At 37.3% G+C, this 19,208-nt stretch carries 14 protein-coding genes and 1 pseudogene; 12 read left to right on the top strand and 3 right to left on the bottom strand.

The features are described 5' to 3' along the window. Positions 1-222: 222 nt before the first annotated feature. Together H4J57_RS13355 and H4J57_RS13350 are read left to right on the top strand one after the other, a co-directional pair. Positions 223-1,041 (top strand): site-specific integrase, encoded by an 819-nt coding sequence (locus H4J57_RS13355; RefSeq protein WP_182243293.1) that lies wholly within the window; start codon positions 223-225, stop codon positions 1,039-1,041. Between the two features lie 65 nt (positions 1,042-1,106). Next, a pseudogene (locus H4J57_RS13350) lies at positions 1,107-2,166 on the top strand (IS91 family transposase). Between the two features lie 389 nt (positions 2,167-2,555). Here the strand turns inward: H4J57_RS13350 and H4J57_RS13345 are convergent. Both H4J57_RS13345 and H4J57_RS13340 read right to left on the bottom strand, forming a co-directional pair. Further along, positions 2,556-3,791, bottom strand: coding sequence for a hypothetical protein (locus H4J57_RS13345; protein ID WP_182243291.1), 1,236 nt, complete (start codon positions 3,789-3,791; stop codon positions 2,556-2,558). A gap of 75 nt (positions 3,792-3,866) precedes the next feature. After that, entirely contained in the window at positions 3,867-4,778 is a 912-nt protein-coding gene (locus H4J57_RS13340; protein WP_182243289.1) for an MBL fold metallo-hydrolase, read from the bottom strand. Between the two features lie 268 nt (positions 4,779-5,046). Here H4J57_RS13340 and H4J57_RS13335 point away from each other — a divergent pair, with 268 nt between their 5' ends. From H4J57_RS13335 to H4J57_RS13320, 4 genes are all read left to right on the top strand, one after another. Continuing rightward, entirely contained in the window at positions 5,047-5,985 is a 939-nt protein-coding gene (locus tag H4J57_RS13335) for a LysR family transcriptional regulator (RefSeq protein ID WP_182243287.1), read from the top strand. A 434-nt stretch (positions 5,986-6,419) separates the two neighbouring features. Then, positions 6,420-7,472 (top strand): AraC family transcriptional regulator, encoded by a 1,053-nt coding sequence (locus H4J57_RS13330; protein WP_182243285.1) that lies wholly within the window; start codon positions 6,420-6,422, stop codon positions 7,470-7,472. A gap of 130 nt (positions 7,473-7,602) precedes the next feature. After that, the gene (locus H4J57_RS13325) at positions 7,603-9,861 is read left to right on the top strand and encodes a S41 family peptidase (protein ID WP_182243283.1); all 2,259 of its coding nucleotides are present in this window, start codon (positions 7,603-7,605) and stop codon (positions 9,859-9,861) included. A gap of 70 nt (positions 9,862-9,931) precedes the next feature. Beyond that, positions 9,932-11,269, top strand: coding sequence for an amidohydrolase family protein (locus tag H4J57_RS13320; protein ID WP_182243281.1), 1,338 nt, complete (start codon positions 9,932-9,934; stop codon positions 11,267-11,269). Between the two features lie 134 nt (positions 11,270-11,403). Here the strand turns inward: H4J57_RS13320 and H4J57_RS13315 are convergent, their stop codons facing one another. Then, positions 11,404-11,634, bottom strand: coding sequence for a transposase (locus tag H4J57_RS13315; RefSeq protein WP_182243279.1), 231 nt, complete (start codon positions 11,632-11,634; stop codon positions 11,404-11,406). 226 nt (positions 11,635-11,860) lie between these two features. Here H4J57_RS13315 and H4J57_RS13310 point away from each other — a divergent pair, with 226 nt between their 5' ends. The 6 genes from H4J57_RS13310 (at position 11,861) to H4J57_RS13285 (ending at position 19,135) form a co-directional block, all read left to right on the top strand. Beyond that, the gene (locus H4J57_RS13310; RefSeq protein ID WP_182243277.1) at positions 11,861-13,132 is read left to right on the top strand and encodes an efflux RND transporter periplasmic adaptor subunit; all 1,272 of its coding nucleotides are present in this window, start codon (positions 11,861-11,863) and stop codon (positions 13,130-13,132) included. A gap of 71 nt (positions 13,133-13,203) precedes the next feature. Continuing rightward, on the top strand, positions 13,204-13,971 hold the full coding sequence (locus tag H4J57_RS13305; RefSeq protein WP_182243275.1) for an ABC transporter ATP-binding protein: 768 nt from the start codon (positions 13,204-13,206) through the stop codon (positions 13,969-13,971). After that, positions 13,958-15,241: an ABC transporter permease gene (locus H4J57_RS13300; protein WP_182243273.1), complete on the top strand. Its 1,284-nt coding sequence runs from the start codon at positions 13,958-13,960 to the stop codon at positions 15,239-15,241. The genes H4J57_RS13305 and H4J57_RS13300 overlap by 14 nt, the downstream gene beginning before the upstream one ends. A 21-nt stretch (positions 15,242-15,262) precedes the next feature. After that, a complete protein-coding gene (locus tag H4J57_RS13295; RefSeq protein WP_182243271.1) occupies positions 15,263-16,477 on the top strand; it encodes an FtsX-like permease family protein in 1,215 nt (404 codons plus the stop codon). A gap of 19 nt (positions 16,478-16,496) precedes the next feature. Continuing rightward, positions 16,497-17,792, top strand: a complete 1,296-nt coding sequence (locus H4J57_RS13290; protein ID WP_182243269.1) for a sigma-54 dependent transcriptional regulator — start codon at positions 16,497-16,499, stop codon at positions 17,790-17,792. After that, complete coding sequence (locus tag H4J57_RS13285; RefSeq protein ID WP_182243268.1) at positions 17,786-19,135, top strand: PAS domain-containing sensor histidine kinase; 1,350 nt, start codon at positions 17,786-17,788, stop codon at positions 19,133-19,135. Before H4J57_RS13290 ends, H4J57_RS13285 begins: the two co-directional genes overlap by 7 nt. Positions 19,136-19,208: the final 73 nt, after the last annotated feature.

The following is a 19,208-nucleotide window of genomic DNA, read 5'->3' as shown; positions in this document are numbered from 1 at the left end:
GAAAACGAAGATGCCCTACAACGAATCAAAATATTTAGAAGCATTAAACCGAAGAGGATCGCCACTGTTAAAATTTGCAATAAATAGCTAAATTTTACTAGTTGTCCACCTCAGGGCGTGTTGTTGAACGAAGCCGTTCTGCGGCAGAGTAGCTTTGTAACTACCTTCCATACTCAATAATAGCATTGTCACTTCGATGATGCGTTATTGGAGTATAACCCTATGAATCAATTAAAAGAGCAACACTATAATTTTATTTATGAACAACATCTCATCAACTTAAGGCTACAAGGTAAACGTCCTTCAACCATTGATGCTTATGCCCGTGCAGTACGTCGTATTACCGCCTTTTTTGATAAGTCTCCTGATACGTTAACAACGCCTGATTTAAAGCAGTATTTCAACAATCTCATTCAAACCCATTCTTGGAGTACTGTTAAGCTTGACCGTAACGGTTTGCAATTTTTTTACCGCTATACCATTAATAAACAATGGGAGTGGCTTGCTATCGTCAAGCCTCCACAAGTAAGGCGTATACCCGATATTTTAACCTCCTCGCAAGTCAGTGAATTGATTAACCAAACCAGGAAGTTACGCTATCAAGTCTTTTTTATCACCCTGTACTCTATGGGGCTACGGTTAAGTGAAGGCCTTAATTTAACCATACATGATATCGATAAATCGACAATGTTAGTACATGTTCGTGATGGCAAAGGAGGGAAAGACCGTATGGTACCTATGCCTGAAATCACCCTCTTAGCCCTGAGGAATTATTGGAAAACACACCGCCACGAGCGTTTGATTTTCCCTGGAGCACAGTCAAAAACGAATACGTCTATGGATAAAGGTAGCATTCAAAAAGCGCTAAAACGTGTGCTTCAACACTGCCAGATTAAAAAACACATTAGCCCACATTCACTTCGTCATTATTTTGCGACGCATCTGCTTGAGCAAGGGCTTGATTTGCGCTCTTTACAGCAATTACTTGGACACGCCAGTCTCAACACCACTGCACGCTACACTCAACTTACCAAAGTTTAACAACGTGATATGTCACGCGCTGTAAACGACTTATCAGGTAAACTTACCATTACATGGTCTGTAAAATGAGTACCTTTATCGATTTACTACGACAACATCACCAAGCCCTTGAAAATCAGTATAGCGTTAAATTAACACCTGATATGCGTCACGCGATTTTGCCATGCTTTCATGTAAAACTGCCCAGCAAGGAAAATCCTTATGGGCTTGTTCATCTTGTGAGCATCATGATAGCCAAGCGCTTTCTTGTGGCAATAGAAATTGCCCACGATGTCAGCAAAGTACAACGTCAACGTGGCTTGAAAGACAAAACCATTACAACGTTTACCTGTTGAGTATTTCATGACTACGTTTACGTTGCCCTATGAATTGAGGGCCTTAGCTCGCAGGCGACCTAAGGCCCTCTATCAAATCATGTTTAGTGTCAGTGCCTCGATTTTAAAAGGCTTTGCACAGCACAATAACTTAGGAACAATTGGCTTTACTTCCGTCCTTCATACAAATAGTCGAAAATGTGACCTGCATCCTCATATACATATTATAGTGCCCAATGGCGGCTATGATGCAAAACGTAAACAGTGGAAGAATGGCAAGTTGGGTTATTTGTTTAATGCTAAGGCTCTCGCTAAGGTATGGCGAGCTCGAATATTTGAGGCAATTAACCAACATCATGATTTATCGCTGAAAAATATTAAAATCATGCCCAAGAAATGGGTCGTAGATTGCAGAAAGGTTGGCTATGGTCTGCCTGCTTTAAAGTATCTTTTAAGATACCTTTATCGCGGTGTGTTAGCGGATAAAGATATTATTCATCATGATAAAGACAATGTGACGTTTCGCTATATAGATAGCACCACTAAAAAAACAGACACTCACACATTGCCCACATTGAAGTTCCTATTACTTATCTTACGCCATGTATTACCTAAGGGATTAAAGCGCGTGAGAGATTATGGGTTGTTATCCTCTGGCGCACGAAAGCTACGGCTATTGATACAGCTGTTACTTACCGAATTTACTCATGTGTTACCGCCGAGCATTACGCCAATAAAGCCCAAAGCAACACGGGTTTGTCCGTGCTGTAAGAATAATATGTTATGTACGGGCGTCATTAGGGCTGGCTAAAAAAAGAAGAAGATAGGGATAATGGCTTTAGTTGTAGAGCAAGAGGAACGATTAAAATTTATGAATAAGTAACCAAATTAACGAAAAAAACACTCGTTTTTTGTTCTTTGGTTCAGTGCGCCTGGTATTTACATACCAGGCTATAGCCACTTTAATCCTAATACGTACAACCCTCCTGCTTGATAATTTCATAAATAGAGATTATCAACATCAGGTTAGTAGCGAAGTAATTAGTGTAACCTGAAAAAAATTCAGTTTACTATTGGCGTTTTTTTCACTTCTAATACAGCGACTGATTAGTCGTTCAGAAGCCATAAGGGAATCATTGATGGACCGATAACGGACATTTGTTCTAATCAAATCGAGCGCCTGCATCAATTCATTTTATTTCATTTTGTAATACAATTTAAGTCTTGAATGAATACAGCCCCCGATTCTTTGCCTTGCGCATCATGATTGGGTGTGGCAACAATGGCAACCCCATTAGATAACCCAACGTTCCATCCAAATTTATCATCTGATCTACTACTCTTGGCTACAATCTTGGATGTATAACGCCAACCGCCAGAGCCTTTCTTATATACGTAAAGTGCTCCAGCATTGGAACCGTTAGCATCATGGTTCATAGCACTTATGATTGCAGTATCGCCGCTCAATGCAACGCCACGCCCAAACCTATCGTCAGCTTGGCCATCAGGTGAAGTCAACTTAACTTGTTGTGTCCAAGTACTTTCATCTCGCACAAAAATATATGCAGAGCCTGCATCTATCCCTAGCTCTTCAGTATCGTCTCGTCTTGCGGAAACTAGTGCGGTATTGCCTGACAGTGCGACCCTTACGCCAAAAATATCAGTTTTCCCGCCATCAGACGCCATGAGTTTAGCTTCTTGCTCCCACTTATTTTCCTTAAGAACATACACGTATACGGCTCCAGCGTTTTCCGCTTTTTCGTCATGTAAATCAGCCCCAACAAGAATGGTATTGCCGTCAAGAGCAACGCTTATGCCAAATAAATCTCCCGCTGCGCCATCACTCGCTGTTATTTTAGTTTGATAGCGCCACGATTCGTTTTCTCGTTTGTATATATATGCGGCTCCTGCGTCGTTACCCAACGCATCGTTTCGGGGAGCGCCAATGATAAGGTGATTTTTGGTGAGTGCAATACTCTGACCAAAAGCATCTCCTGGTTTTGCATCAGGTGCAGTGAAAATATGACGTTGCTTCCAAGTATTCACCTCACGTTCAAAAGAGACAACAGCGCCCGAATCTTTCCCTTTATCATCTCTTCTCGATACACCTAACATGGCAACATTATTGTTCAATGCCACGTTGCCACCAAGTGTATCTTCGGCGAAGGCCGGCTCTGCAACAAGTTTTGCTTGTTTTTGCCAACCATTATCACCTAACACAAAGACATAAGCGGCTCCAGCGTCTATTACACCATTGATATCCGCTTTAAGTGCACCAACTAATGCTGTGTTGCCATCGATAGCAACTCCGTAGCCAAAAGAGTCTCCTGCCTTACCATCATCGGCTAGAATAATATCTTGTGCCGCAAAGCTATTCGCAGCGACTAATGTAAGCGTTACACATATGTGGCGTTTGACCTTATGTATTAATTTCATCAATTTTTTCCTATCTGTTTCAATCTAATAACAAACAAAATGTAAATATTAATAAGCATTCTGCTTCACAAATAACTACTCGAGCAGTCCCGTTATATCGTAGTAATGTGTAATCACCATTCTCTCGGTGGTGATAAAGGCCCAGTTCCATTTTTGAGTATAACTATTTAAAGGATTTATCGCCTTGATAGCCCCTAAGGACAAACCTTGGTCAATCAAAGCTTTTATGATGTTGTGTGTTTCGTTCAACATGGCGATACTTGCTTCTAAGTCACCTATTTTTGCTATTGTCCCATGTCCGGCGATAATTTGCGTATCTGCGTCAGCGACTTCAATTATTGCCTTGAGACCGGCAATGAATCCTACTACCGAACCACCATTATCAATATCTATGAAAGGGAAACGGCTGGTAGCAACGAGATCGCCTCCATGGATTACATTGGCCTCCTTGAATGCAACAAATAGGTCACTGTTTGTATGTGCATTCGGCGCGTGATAAAGCGCTATACTTTGTCCGTTCATCTTTATCGATACATCTTCTGTGACGTCAATTGTCGGGAAATATTGTGATGTAAACTTGGGAGCTTCACGGCCTAACGCTTTGAGTGCCACTGGGCTTTCAAGGTAGCGACGAACATTTGGGTGAGCCATAGTTATGGCCCCACGCTCCTTGAAATACGCATTACCTCTGACATGATCTCGGTGAAAATGTGTGTTGAGAATAAGGTCAACATCGCGGTTATTAGATAGCTTTTTCTGCGTAACATCAATAAGTTCAGCCAGGTGCTCCATCTGTGTATCAACCATGAAAACACCGTCTTCACCAATTAACACGACAACGTTGCCTGAGCGGTCCGTTCTTAGTTCGAAAATACGACTACCAAGATCAGTTACCTTGATATCGAAACCTTTATGTTGGTCGTGATTGTGCGCAACTGCAAAACCACACCAACAAAAAAACGCGATAAGCTGAATAATTTTTTGCATTATCAATAACCAGAATTATTACTTTTATGCAGTGAGGCTAGTAAACCAAGTAGGTAAACCATTAATGTGTGAGCTATCTTCATCTTTGTACTCGTTATCTGTGTTTGACTATTAAATTCATATTAAGAGATCATAGACATAAAATATAATTTTATAATGACATCACATTCATTTCTAAATATGATGAATAGATTAATATGATATCTTATACATAAATTTATATGATTAATTAATGCAATAATTAATGCAATAATTAAGGACATTAAATATGCGGCCCCATGAATTAAAATTATTGGTTATTTTTGATGTAATAATGACCGAAAAGTCAATAACACAGGCTGCTGAGCGATTATCAATGACTCAACCCGCTGTTTCAAATGCTGTGGCCAGAATGCGAATATTATGGAAGGATGAGTTACTTGTTCCAGATGGTCGAAAAATAAAGCCTACAGCCTATGCAAAAAACCTTTGGGAACAAGTACGAGACTCCCTTCATAATATCAATCAAGCTATAGAGCCTGAAGATTTCGAAGCCAGAAGTGCTATGCGAACATTTAGAGTTGCTTTACCTGATATTGCCCTCGATACACTTTGGTTGGATTTACGGAAATTATTCGAAAAAGAAGCCCCTGGACTAAACTTACATGCTGTTCCTTATACTATAGCGTGTACAAAGCCAATGTTGGATGGTGCTGATGTTGACCTTGTTATAGGACAAAGCAATCGTTCATTAGAAAATATCTGTACAGATCACTTATTTGATACTAGCTATGTCTGTGTCATGCGTAAAGATCACCCTTTAACAAAAAAGCGCCTAACTGTTGAAGAGTTTTCCTTAGCAGAGCATTTGTTAGTTTCATTATCTGGCGATATTGCTAGCCCTACAGACCAAGCATTACAGCAATTAGGATTAACTAGACGAATCGCTTTTACGGTTAATAAATTTTCCTCCGCTGTCCCTATTATTAAAGAGAGTGATCTTATTGCAATTCTACCTACTGATCTTATTCATAATTATTTAGATTGCGGTGAGCTTGCAATTGCCCACCCGCCAGTAGATATTCCTCATTCTTCCATTTCCATGTTATGGCATAAGCGACAAAGTGCCGATAAAGGGTTAATGTGGTTGCGAAAGCAAATAAAGCAAATATTCATTAAACGAAGAACAGATCAGGTTGAAAAAGTGTTGGGTTTTATTGATTCGTAGTTTTGTATTATTAAGTGCCCATCACGCCAGGGTCTTCATTGTCGGTTCATCTGTCGTTAACAAGCATTTTTTTAAAAAGTAAGGGTGAATTCCTATCTTTCAAGGCTTTTAAATATTTTTCTTCGCTATATGTCACTTTCATTTTCCAACAGGGACATAAAATCCGTATCCACTTAAATGTTAGTATTATTATTGCTAAGAATTACCTTTTGTATAATGGTCAACTAAATCTCTAGAGTATTTAAGGCACTTTTTTCAACTCATTTAATTTCTGATTGGGTGTTATATAATTTACACCAAAATATTATCTCTCATTATAAAATTAACTGCTGTGGCAAATAATATCGAATTCACGCATAATCAATACAGACCTACTTCTAAGATAAAAAGATATATTCGTTGATTTATTATTTTCTTACTATAGATTCATATTTGTGACAGAAATTTCACTCAAACCACTTGATATTTTACATATCATCTATTTAGCCATTGCTGTTTTTGGCGTGTTATTAGTTTTTGGTCAAAGTCGCTTCAAAGCTTTGCTTTTATTGCTAAGTTGGCACGCTCTCGAAGAGATATTTAATTTAATAGAAGAGTTGAAGATTTTTAGTCAACTTCCTTTAATAACACCTGCTATTCAGTTAGCCGTTGGGCCATTGTATTATTTGTTTGCCAAAAATCTAATTTATGGTGACATTCAATTAAAAAAACACATGTTTCATTTTTTACCTGCGTTTATTGCTCTGGGGTTTACCGCTTGGTGGCCCCAATTAATGCAAGTAGCTTTTGTTATATTCTTGATATATTTCTTTTTAACTTTTCGATTATTACAGCACTACCATAGGGTGCTTGCTGAAATAACCTCTGATGATGCAAGCTACGCACTAAAATGGTTAACTCGAACATTTATTGTGATTGGGGTTATAAAAATCGTTGATGCTGTTCGGTTGAACGTGCAATTAGAAGTAAGTTATGAAGTGTTTTATTATCAGTATTTTGTTATTGAAATACTTTCGTTGTTCATCACGGTATATCTCGCGTTAAAGGCTCTTCGTCACTCACACCTTTTTTCAGGATTTAGAGAGTTTGAAGAGACTGTCATTCAACAAAATAATAAATTAAGCAATGAGTCTAGTATTGAACTGGAACAGGCACGTAGTATATTTTCCAGTCTAGATAAGCATTTGCAGAAAACCCATGGCTATCGTCAAGCAAAATATTCGCTACGACAGTTGTCCGAAGAGCTTGGTTTAACAGAGCAAATGGTCTCTTGGTCTATCAATCAAGGCGGAGAACTCAGTTTTTCTGACTACATAAATTCATTGCGTATAGAAGAAGTTAAATTATCTTTACTCGATAAATCGCAGAAAAAAAGCATTTTAGATATCGCCTTTGAGGCAGGGTTTAATTCTAAATCTACCTTTAATGCCGTTTTCAAGCAGTCTTTAGGCGTAACGCCTAGCCAATTCATTAAAATAAATACATAACATTATCAAATAGATACAATTAATAACGTGTGATATGTTAATTCTGGACGTCCAGAATTAACATACTGGACGACTCCCTACTACCTAACTTGTACATTTTAGCCACTTACAACAGTATGAGCTAAACATCATGACAAATACAGGTAATCAACACTTCCATATTGATACTGATAAAGCATCAATATGGAAGTGTATTCAAAAATCAATATTAACCATTATCTTTTTCAGTGGCACTTGTAACGCTGCATTATACCCTGTCAAGTTAGCACCTTTGGGTACTAACCTTATGGTATCTAAAAATGCATTATCCGCCAATTGTCATAACATTGAAATATCTACTATCGCAAAGACATTTACTGTAGCGAAAGAATCACAAGTTCAACTAACCTGTGTCGATTTTACCTATTTAGGTAAAGATAGAACATTGAAACTTATTTTCAATGACAACAAACTCGATATGGTTCAAATCTTCAATATGCGTAACATGCTACCTGACATTAAAAATACCTTAATAACAAAATATATTGAACCTACCATTGGCGCAAGATGGTTCGATTACTTTGACGATGAAGGAATATCTTTAGATGTTCTTAATGAGAGCTTAACCTTTGTTTCTGATCGCTTAAAAATACAATATCGCCAAGATAGTGAAGATAAAAAAGATAATCACATAAACCTAAATCTAACCAAAGTTCAGTGGTTACAAGATTTAAACGCACTCGATCATTATATTCGAAATAACCATATCAATCCGTATTATCACAACAGTGAAAAAGGATACTTACAGCTTTTTTATCAAGCTTATGATTATATAAATCAAACCAAAAATCCAGACAGTAATATTATCAATGGTTATATTGAAAAGCTTGTGGCTTATACGGGAGACGGACATTCTTATGTTGTTGGTAGAACCGCTCGGTATGATGAATACCGATTCTTTCTGGATTATTTCGATGAGGATATGCATATTATTAGTGTTGATGAAAACAATGAACATCTATTAGGTGCAAAAGTTATAGCTTTTGATAACACCAATGTCGTTGAAGCTAAAAAGCTGATTCAACCCTTTTCCCCTTCCGTTAATAGTAGCAGCATAAAAAGAGAATCTATTTACCTGTACAGACATCCCGGTTTGTTATTTGCTGCTGGCATTAGTAAATCGGCTAAACAAGTTGAATTAACATTACAATTGACTAATGGAGAGCAAGTAAATCAAACATTTTATAAGAATTCAGATAAAGAAATAAAATGGACTCAATTACAAGAAAATAAAGGGATTAATATCCCTTTACATCGTCAAAAAACGGATAAAAGACAGTGGATTAAATATTTACCTGACAGCAATAGTCTTTATTTGCATTATGGAATAGTGCTAGAAAAGGAAAAAGGAGATATTCGTCAATTAAGTCAAGAGCTTGTTAAAGCCATAGACGATCATCAAGCTGATAAACTTATTATTGATATACGTCATAATCCGGGCGGAGATTCTCATTTTAATGCGGCCTTAATCAATGTGATCAGTAAACACAAAAAAATAAACCAGCACGGTAAACTTTTTGTCCTCACTGGACGTAACACTTTTTCAGCAGCCATTAATTTTGCCGGTAATATGGAGATGAGAACTAAAGCGATATTTATTGGTGAAAAAGTAGGAGATAGCAGTTCATTCCCTGGAGAGTCAGGCCCACAAGCTAGCTTCAAGTTACCTAATTCTTCTATCGTTGCGAATTTATCGTTTTCAGAATGGAACGCCACATTTGATTATGATCAGCGAGACGCTGTTGGGCTCGATATTCCTATTTCCCTAAGTTATATTGATTTTATTACAGGACAAGATCCTTTGCTTGCTGCTGCATTGGAATATAAAGCACCTGAAATTAAAGTCAGTAAACTCAGTCGTGATCAACAACACAATTGGGTCGGTCGTTATGACTTTAGCCCAGACAAAGCATTAAAAATTTTTAAACGAGGAAAACAGTTAAAGATGGAAATTACTGAGTGGATTTTCACTGATCTTTACCCTATTTCAAATACCGTAATGCTAACGGATATTAGCGGTGTAAAGTTGAAAAAGTTATTTAACGGAAAATTAGTTTTATTGCAAGATGGCAATGAAATAAAAACGCTTAAAAAACTCAAAGAACAAGACTTAAAACCGCTAGAATTGTTGATTTCAGGTCAATATTCTCTTGCTAAGGATTCGTATCAGGAATTGCATAAAAAAAATCCATCATTACTCTCTATACGAGGTAACAGTTTAGGCATTTTAGCTTCACATGTGAGAGCACGACATAATACGCCTAAGTTATATGAACAATTACGTGAAATTGCTATAGCCCTTTATGGCGAGAAAATTGTCAGCTGGGACGCAGATGCGATCGATATATAAAGCATAGACACTAATATCGGATTTGAAGCAGAGTTACCTGCATATCACTATTTTATTAATTGGAGAACATATGAAATTTTTATTTAAAAAAGTCAGTATATTATTAATTGCAACTGCTAGCATGCAAGCTCAAAGCGAAACCCTAGTCTTTGAACATGTCAATATCATCCCTATGGATAAAGAACACATTTTATACGACCATAGGGTAATTGTTGTCGATGATAAAATTACCCGTATAGAGCCCTCGTCTGCCAAGTTAACAGCTAAGGCTGACCGTACCATAGATAGTACTGGTCAATATATGATCCCAGGACTTTCTGATACACATTACCATCAAAATGGATGGAGCACTGACAAAGATGACTTACAATATAAACTGCTTATTGCGAATGGTGTTACTAGCATATTAAGTATGGGTGAATGGGGAGGACAAGATGCTATTGCAACAAGGTACCGAGCCAATAAAAAGTCTACATTGGCGCCCTTTTTCGCAACTGTTGGCCCTCAGTTAGATGACAACAATATAAAAACCCCAGAAGATGCAATAAAAATGGTGCGATTTCACCAAGACCGCGGATATGATTTTATTAAAATTCATGGAAACATAGCTAAAGAGGCTTACCTCACATTACTCAATGAAGCAGAAAAAGCTGGGATTCCAACTTTAGGCCATACACAACGTGACAAACCTTTCGAACTTGCTTTACGCATGGCAAATATTGTTCATGCCGAAGACATTGTTATGGCATTCTCTGATGAATCAAACCTATCTGTTGTTGATATGGACGAAAAGCTCGCAAAAGATATTGCCACTCAAGTTAAAGACAGCGGTATCTATGTCGCTCCGACAATAAGTACGGTTGCTATGATTCAGGATTGGACAGACCCGGAACGTTTTGAGGTACTTAAAGTTCGACCGATCAATAAGTACTTGCCAAAAGATGCTCTAGCATGGTGGTTAAGTCCCGAAAGTGACTACTTTCAACCATTTTTCAAAAGTGAACATGGACTAGAGTACATAGATAAAGTGATTAAAGGAACACGTATGCTAACGACTGCCTTACACAAAGCTGGCGTACCTCTGCTGATTGGCTCAGACAGCTTCGGCATTCAAGTAACTGGATTTTCAGTTCACGAAGATATGGAGCAATTACAAAGTGTCGGGGTTCCTCCATATCATGTACTAAGAGCTGCAACGGTTATGCCCGCTCGTTTCTTAAAACGTACAGCTAGCGCAGGAACAATTAACGAAGGAAAGAATGCACAATTTGTTATTCTTGATAAAAATCCATTAGATGATATTAAAAATACGCGAGAAATTGCAGGCGTAATGCTAAAAGGAAAATGGTACGAGAGAAAACAATTAGATGAAATGTTACAGCAGGCAGAGGATGCCTATAAGAAATAAAATTACATCAATCAATATATTAGAGCGGTTGAATTTCCAACCGCTACTAGCAAACAAATTAAAAGCGATTTAAAAACTGATGAGATTTGATAAAACATGAACTTTCATTGCTAAACACAGTAAGTAAATAATACTTATATGTGAATAGACATTAGTAGTAATATTGTCTTAACAAGAAAGTGATCATCTTGTGCTTTAACCGATTTAAGTTTACCCGATAATTGACCTCGCAAGTGATAAAACGTTTTAGTGCAAATACCTAAATGGTCCGATTCTATAGAAACTGAATAACCACTTTCATTCGTTTGTTTAACTGCTTCAATTTTAAATTCTTGGGTATAACGTTTGTCTTTACTTATAAACATCTCTAATTGAAGCTAGAAAGTAATTTATTGGCTGTCTAGTAAACTAGGTGAAGTCCGTTTTTTGTCTTCGGACAAATGGACAGTACCGGACAGCCATACTGTCCGAACGGACACTCATAACTTTTTATATTTTATAAAAACAAATCAATTCAATGGCTTGCTGGCAAATTAAACTTGGCACCGTTTCTGCTATATATATTATTAATTTAATATACAGGTGATATTTATGATTGCAGATACCGACAGCCAAGACGAAAAAATTAGTATCGTCAAAAAGCCATTACCACTAAAACTTATTTTTGCATTAACTACTATTCTTTTAACAGCTTACTTTATGCAGTCTTCTATTAGTCAATGGTATTCATCTATCCCTAACGTTGAAATAAACACTTTAACGATTGCACCTGTAATCCGTGGAGATCTCATTCGAGATGTCGCCGTCTCGGGTAAAGCAGTTGCAGCCAAAGCACCGCAGTTATACAACACTGAAGTTGGAAAAATTACATTGTTAGTAAAACCAGGGGAAGCTGTAACCAAAAACCAATTAGTTGCCATACTCGAAAGCCCTGAGCTTAACGCTTTAATCAAACAACAGGAATCTACTCTAGATCAACTGAGCATTAACGCTAATCGAGGTGATTTAGAAGATAAAGAGGCTAAACTTGATTTGGAAAGTAACATGAATGCTGCGCAATCAAGTCTAAATGTTGCGAAACGAGAGGGACAACGTGCTGAAATAGCACATAAAAAACAAATTATTAGCGAAGTTGACTGGTTGAAAAGTCAAGACGTATTAGCCGATGCAGAGCGATTTTATAAACATGCAAAAAAACGCGTTATATTAGCTGATGAGAGAATGACTTTTGAGAAACAATATCGTCAGTTTTTAGTGCAAGAGCAACAGTTAATTTTAGACGAGCTAAAACGTCGTCATCAAGCATTAGAAATAAAAACCCCTCTTACCGGTGTTGTCGGCAATTGGTTAGTTGCTCAAAAAAATTCAATTGCCGCTAACACTGCCATTATGACCATTGTCGATTTATCAGAATACGAAGCAGAACTTAGTGTACCTGAATTCTACGCCGATGATTTAGGTCTTGGGCTTACCGTTGCTATGCAAATTTCAGGAACAGATGTTATCGGTGAAATTATCGCTATATCACCTGAAATAAAAGGCAATCAAGTAAAAGTGCGAGCCAAACTTGTTTCAAAAAGTAGCATTCAATTAAGACAAAATCAGCGTATTAATGCACGTATAGAATTTGAAAAGAAAAGTGACGTATTAATGCTAAAACGAGGCGGTTTTATGGGCTCGTTTGCTGGTAAATTTGCCTTTAAAACTCTTGATAATAATACCGCTGAAAAAATTGCAATTTCTACAGGAATTAACAGTGTTGATTATATTGAGCTGATATCAGGCGTTGTAGAAGGTGATCAAATTATAATTTCAGACTACCAACAATTTAATTATGCAGAGCAAATCAATATTAGCGATTAATGCTCTGTAACTAAAATCAAAACTATTCGCCATAAATAAAATATTGGCTCAAAGGTTAAAAGGAAATACTTATGCTTAAAATGAACAATGTTTCACGTATCTACCGTAATGACACCATTCAAACCCATGCGTTACGTGATTTTTCACTAGAGGTTAAATCTGGTGAGTTTGTTGCCGTTACAGGCCCTTCTGGATCAGGTAAATCAACTTTTCTTAATGTAGCTGGATTATTAGATAACTTTGATCAAGGAGAATATAAGCTTGATGGGATCAGTGTTCATGGCCTAAAAGATGATGAGTTATCCAAGTTAAGAAATGAAAAAATAGGATTTATTTTTCAAAGTTATAACTTAATCCCTGACTACAGTATTTTTGACAATGTTGATATGCCACTTCGATACCGAGGTTTTTCTTCAGCTGAGCGAAAACGACGTGTAGAGCAAGCATTAGAAAAAGTAGGGTTAGCCTCTCGCGCAAACTATTTTCCAAGCCAATTATCAGGTGGGCAACAACAACGTGTTGCTATTGCGAGGGCTTTAGCTGGAGAGCCAAAAATATTATTAGCTGATGAACCAACTGGTAACTTAGATTCATTAATGGCTCGTCAAGTAATGGAATTGCTTCATAAATTAAATCAAGAAGGCACGACCATTATTATGGTGACCCATGATCCTGACCAAGCAAGGGAAGTAAGTCGTAATATACAAGTTGTTGATGGAGAAATTTCTGATTTCAGCATTTATGCACCTTTACAGTCGTTAGAAATTGAGTCAGTCCAATCGAATGATGCGTCATCAAAAAATCGTAAAGAGCAGGAGGCTGTTGATGTTAAAATATAATTTGAAATTAGCGATTCAAAGCTTTAAGCGTGCGCCATCACTGTACTTTTTAGTGTTGTTAACATTATCTGTTGGTGTGGGGCTGTTGTCTGCTAACTTAGCCTTAGTCAATGCTATGGCTGGTGATCCTATCCCTGAAAAGAGTGACCAACTATTTCATGTGAGTATGAATACTTGGCCTAATGAGCAGCCATCAGAAGGACCCTTACATATTTTAAGGTACCGCGATGTGAAGGTGATTTCTGAATCAGACATTCCAAAGCATAGTGCCGTATTTTATGCTTCAGGTGTTTACGCAAGAGATTCAAAATCAAGCAGTCTACAGCGTTTTGATTCAAGTGTAAGAGCAACAAGCCCAGGTTTTTTTGCTTTAACCAATGCACCATTGGCATATGGTAGTGCATTTACTAAAAGCTCAGGTATGGAAGTTGTTATAGGTGACGAGCTTAATAAAAAAATATTTGCAGGTAAGAATAGTGTCGGTGAAACCCTTGAACTTGATGGTGAACTTTTAACTATAGTTGGAGTATTAAAACCCTGGTCTTTAAGGCCATTGTTTTATCATGCCACCGAAGGGCGCGCGTTTAATTTAACTGATGATATATATGCGCCAATAGAAACAGCGATAGATTTAGGTTGGTCGATCCATGCAAGGAGTTCTTCAACAGACAGTAACAAAGGCGTTCAATTTTCGCGAGATCTTAATGTTTTTTATTTACAAGCATGGGTTGAACTGGAAAATAAAACTGATTTACCACTTTTTCAAAACTATTTGGATAATTATAGCCAATCCTTAAAAGATGCAGGTGAACACCCTGGAGATATTATGAACGAGCTACGTGATGTCAATGAATGGTTACTTGAACAAAATATCGTAGATCAAAAAATATTAGCATTCACGCTCGCTTCAGTACTGTTCTTATGTGTTTGTGTTTTTAATGCGAGTAGCTTGCTATTAGCACGTTTCCATTCGGCTAAATTTGAGGTGGGGTTACGACGAGCAATCGGCGCAAGTAATAAGCATATGTTGATGCAAGGTCTCACTGAAAGCGCGTTGTTAGGTATTATTGCTGGGATCACATCAATGTTATTGAGTTGGTTGTTTTTAAAACTGTCAATTCAATTCTTACCTGACTTGGCCAATCTGGCAATATTAGAACCAAAGCTTTTGATTCTAGGTATGCTATTAGCTTTAGGTACGGCTATCTCGAGTGCCCTTTATCCCTTGTATCGAGCCAATCGTTATGCGATTTCAGCTGAACTTAAATAATTAAAAAGATAAGGAAAAATCATGAACTTCAAAGCACTACTTAAGTCCTTATTGTTGCGTAAATTCACAACCGGACTGTTAATCTTACAATTGGCCATTACGCTAGGTTTATTGGTAAATAGCGGTATTCTAGCGTTAGACACCCAAGCGAAAATTTCCCTACCAACGGGGTTAGATAATGAAAACATTCTGATTGTTTCAACTCACCCAACATCAGGCAATTATCGAGACTTAGATTATTTTCGTTCAATTGCCACAGAAGACATGGTGAAACTTAGCCAATTACCTGGCGTGAATAGTGTTTCAGTGACTAATCAATTACCTATTCGTACCGGTGGTATGCGAAGAAATGTTTTTGATTTAGATAATCCAGAGCAAGACAAAAATGACCTGTATTTACAAGACGTAAAATATATTTTAGCCGAAGAAAACTTAGCAAAAACGATGGGGTTTACTATATTGGAAGGCCGATTTCTTAATCGCAGTGATCAGCTCGATTTTGATAGTGAAGAAAAACCCAATATAGTCATAACAGCATCACTTAAGAGAGGACTTTATGGAGATGAGTCTGCGCTGGGGCAAGAGACTAATAATGGTTTTATTGTTGGTGTCATTAAAGACGTTATCCTTGACCCGACTTTACCCTTAGACAAACAATATGGCTATTTCACCAATGCCGTGATGAAACGCATTTATATTGCCCGTTATTACGTGCTCAATGTAGAACCGGGTCAAATGGCAAATGTGCGTAGTAAAGTTAGAGATACTATTCTGGGTGTACAAGCCGAGCGCGATATATTTAACATATTTACCATGCAAGAACATTTACTGGCTTTTTATAGAGATGATCAAGGCTTAGCTGATCTATTTCTTCTACTATGTAGTTTGATGTTATTTGTTACCGCAATTAGTAGTTATGCTTATTCGCAGTTCCATATTTCAAGACAACAAAAATATATTGGTATTCGAAGAGCATTAGGCGCTCGTAAAAAAGATGTTTTATTATACGTACTAACAGAGAACTGGTTAGTTTATGGTATGGGGTGTTTGCTCGGAGTATTTGTTGCTTTTGGTTTCAATATTTTGTTAAGTCAGCACATTATCTTAAGTAAACCCGATATAATGTTATTTTGTTTAGTCACTTGTGTTATTTTTATTTCAGGTACACTAGCGACATGGTTACCCGCAAAACGCACCAGTGATATTCCGCCCGTTGTGGCAACTAGAACAGTGTAAAAGTTTAACAAGGAAATATATGATCCAGGTTTTAGTGGTTGACGATAACCCTGATATATTAGAAGCGCTTGATTTGTTGCTTAGTTTGCATGGTTATAAAGTGCAAACTGCAGATAATAGAAAAAAGGCTTTTTTGGCGGTAACTCGTCACAGCATCGATTTAGTTATTCAGGATATGAATTTTGATCAAGGTATTACATCAGGTGATGAAGGCCAATTACTTTTCAAAGAGTTAAAATTACTAAAACCGGGTTTACCCATAATTTTGATCACGGCATGGACACAACTAGAAACGGCTGTAGCACTGGTAAAAGCAGGAGCGACCGACTATTTACAGAAGCCTTGGGATGACAATAAGTTACTTGCATTAGTTGCAGAGCACACCCAACGCAGTAGTAATAAATTACAACAACCGAAGAGTAAGTTACCGACAGACCATGGGATGATTTATCAAAGCGCTGAAATTCATGCCTTAATGGCTGACGCTAATAAAGTCGCATTAGCCGATGTTAATGTACTAATTACCGGTGCTAATGGCTCGGGTAAAGAAAAATTAGCGGACCACCTTCATCAGCAGTCGCCGAGATTCGCCAGCCCTTTTGTTAAAGTGAATATGGGGGCAATACCACAAGACTTAATAGAAGCGGAATTATTTGGTGCTGAAAAAGGCGCTTTTACCGGAGCAAACCAATCAAGGCAAGGTCGTTTTGAAGCTGCTGATGGCGGTACGTTATTTCTTGATGAGATCGGAAATTTTTCACTGGCGGGACAAATGAAACTGCTGCGTGTTCTACAAACCGGAGAATTTGAACGCTTAGGTTCAAATCAAACCATTAAAGTCGATGTTCGGGTTTTAAGCGCAACCAATACTAACTTAGTTCAGGCAGTGAAAGACGGAAGTTTTCGAGAAGACTTATATTATCGACTCAATGTTATTGAACTTAACTTACCGCCGTTAAATGCACGCAAAGCCGATATTATTCCCTTGGCGAATCACTTTATAGGGCACGAATACTCTTTGAGTGATGACGCAAAAAAATATCTTTTGTCGCAGACATGGCAGGGTAATGTAAGAGAGTTAGAGAATGCCTGTAAGCGTGCAGTTGTATTTGCAAATGATAAAAAAATTACAACACAAGATTTTAGTAGTTTGAAGCTCAGTAATATAACAAAAAACGAAAAACAACATATTGAGGATATGTTAGTCAAACATGTTGGAGTAATAAAACATGCTGCTCAAGAGTTAGGTTTCAGCCGACAAGCACTATATCGTCGTATTGAAAAATATAATATTGACCTTGATACGTTATGTTGATTATAAAAATAATACTGATAAATTTATTATTTATCGCAAGCTTCTTTTTATTATTACCACAATCTCCGTGGTTATTTGTATTTACGACATGTGGTGCTATTTTTCTTACTGTAATGTTATTACATAAAGAAAGTAAACAGCAACAGAAAACACTTCAAGCCATTTTTAATGGTTTACAAAATTTGCAAGACGGTGATTTTTCTATCAGCTTAAGCGAGAACATACAGCAGAAGAAAAATGCTGAACAACATCAACTTATCACGTTATTTAATCAAGTTACCGATAAATTACGTTTAGAAAAACAATCTCTTTACCAGCGAGAGCTTTTGTTAGACAAAGTGGTTAATGCATCAGATGTTGTAACAGTGCTAGTTAATCATAGAAATACTATTATATTTGCTAACCGAGCCGCTCAACACTTTTTCCATTCAACCAATCTTATGGGTCAACAATGGGCAGAGTTGCTTGCTACACAAATGCCAGAATTGTTACAACACCATGATAAAAATAATGCCATTATTCAATTAATGATCAAAGATAGAATGAGTGGAGTTAGCCATGATCCGACTTTAGGCGATGAGGACAAAACAGAAGAAAGCTGGCATTTAGCTCGCCACCTTTTGAAATTACATAATTCAAATCACCAATTAATCTTACTTAAACCATTAACTAAAGAGCTGCACCAGCAAGAGTTACAAACGTGGAAAAAAGTGATTAAAGTGATTAATCATGAACTCAATAACTCGATCGCGCCAATCAGCTCTATGTGCCATAGTGGATTGATTTTAGCGGAAAGGCTTAATGAACCGAAATTAGACCGAGTGTTTAATACTATCTCTGGACGGATCAATAAACTGTCTGAATTTATAAAAAGCTATAGCCAATTAGCGAGACTCTCAATTCCTCAGAAAACACCTTTCAATATTATCAATACAATAGATCAACTAAAAAGCCTTTATCAACTAGAGTTTATTTGCTCAGAAAAAGTTGTCCTATTAAATGCAGACGAAAGTCAGATTGAACAGTTATTGATAAACTTACTTAAAAATGCGAGAGAGTTTTCACCTAACCAGTCCACTGAAGTCACGTTGAATATTCATGATGATATGCTAAATATTGTAATTCGAGACTACGGCAATGGTATGTCTCAAGAAGTAATGAAAAAAGCATTCTTACCTTATTATTCTACGAAAGTAGATGGCAGTGGTATCGGCCTAAGTCTTTGTCGAGAAGTTGTCGATGCCCATCATGGACAAATTACGCTAAATAATCATCCAAAGGGGGGATTACAAGTAACAGTTTGTTTGTCTTTGAATGGTCATATGACATTTAAAGTATCGTGATTGCTCTTCTGCTGTATGTAATAGGGTGAGTTGGGTTCAAAATTTAGCGTAAGCAGTTAAAAAAAATTATTTT

The sequence above is a fragment of the Colwellia sp. BRX8-7 genome (assembly GCF_014077275.1).
Taxonomy (GTDB): domain Bacteria; phylum Pseudomonadota; class Gammaproteobacteria; order Enterobacterales; family Alteromonadaceae; genus Colwellia_A.
Note: the sequence above shows the minus strand (reverse complement) of the source record. Positions and strands in the feature narration are given on the sequence as shown.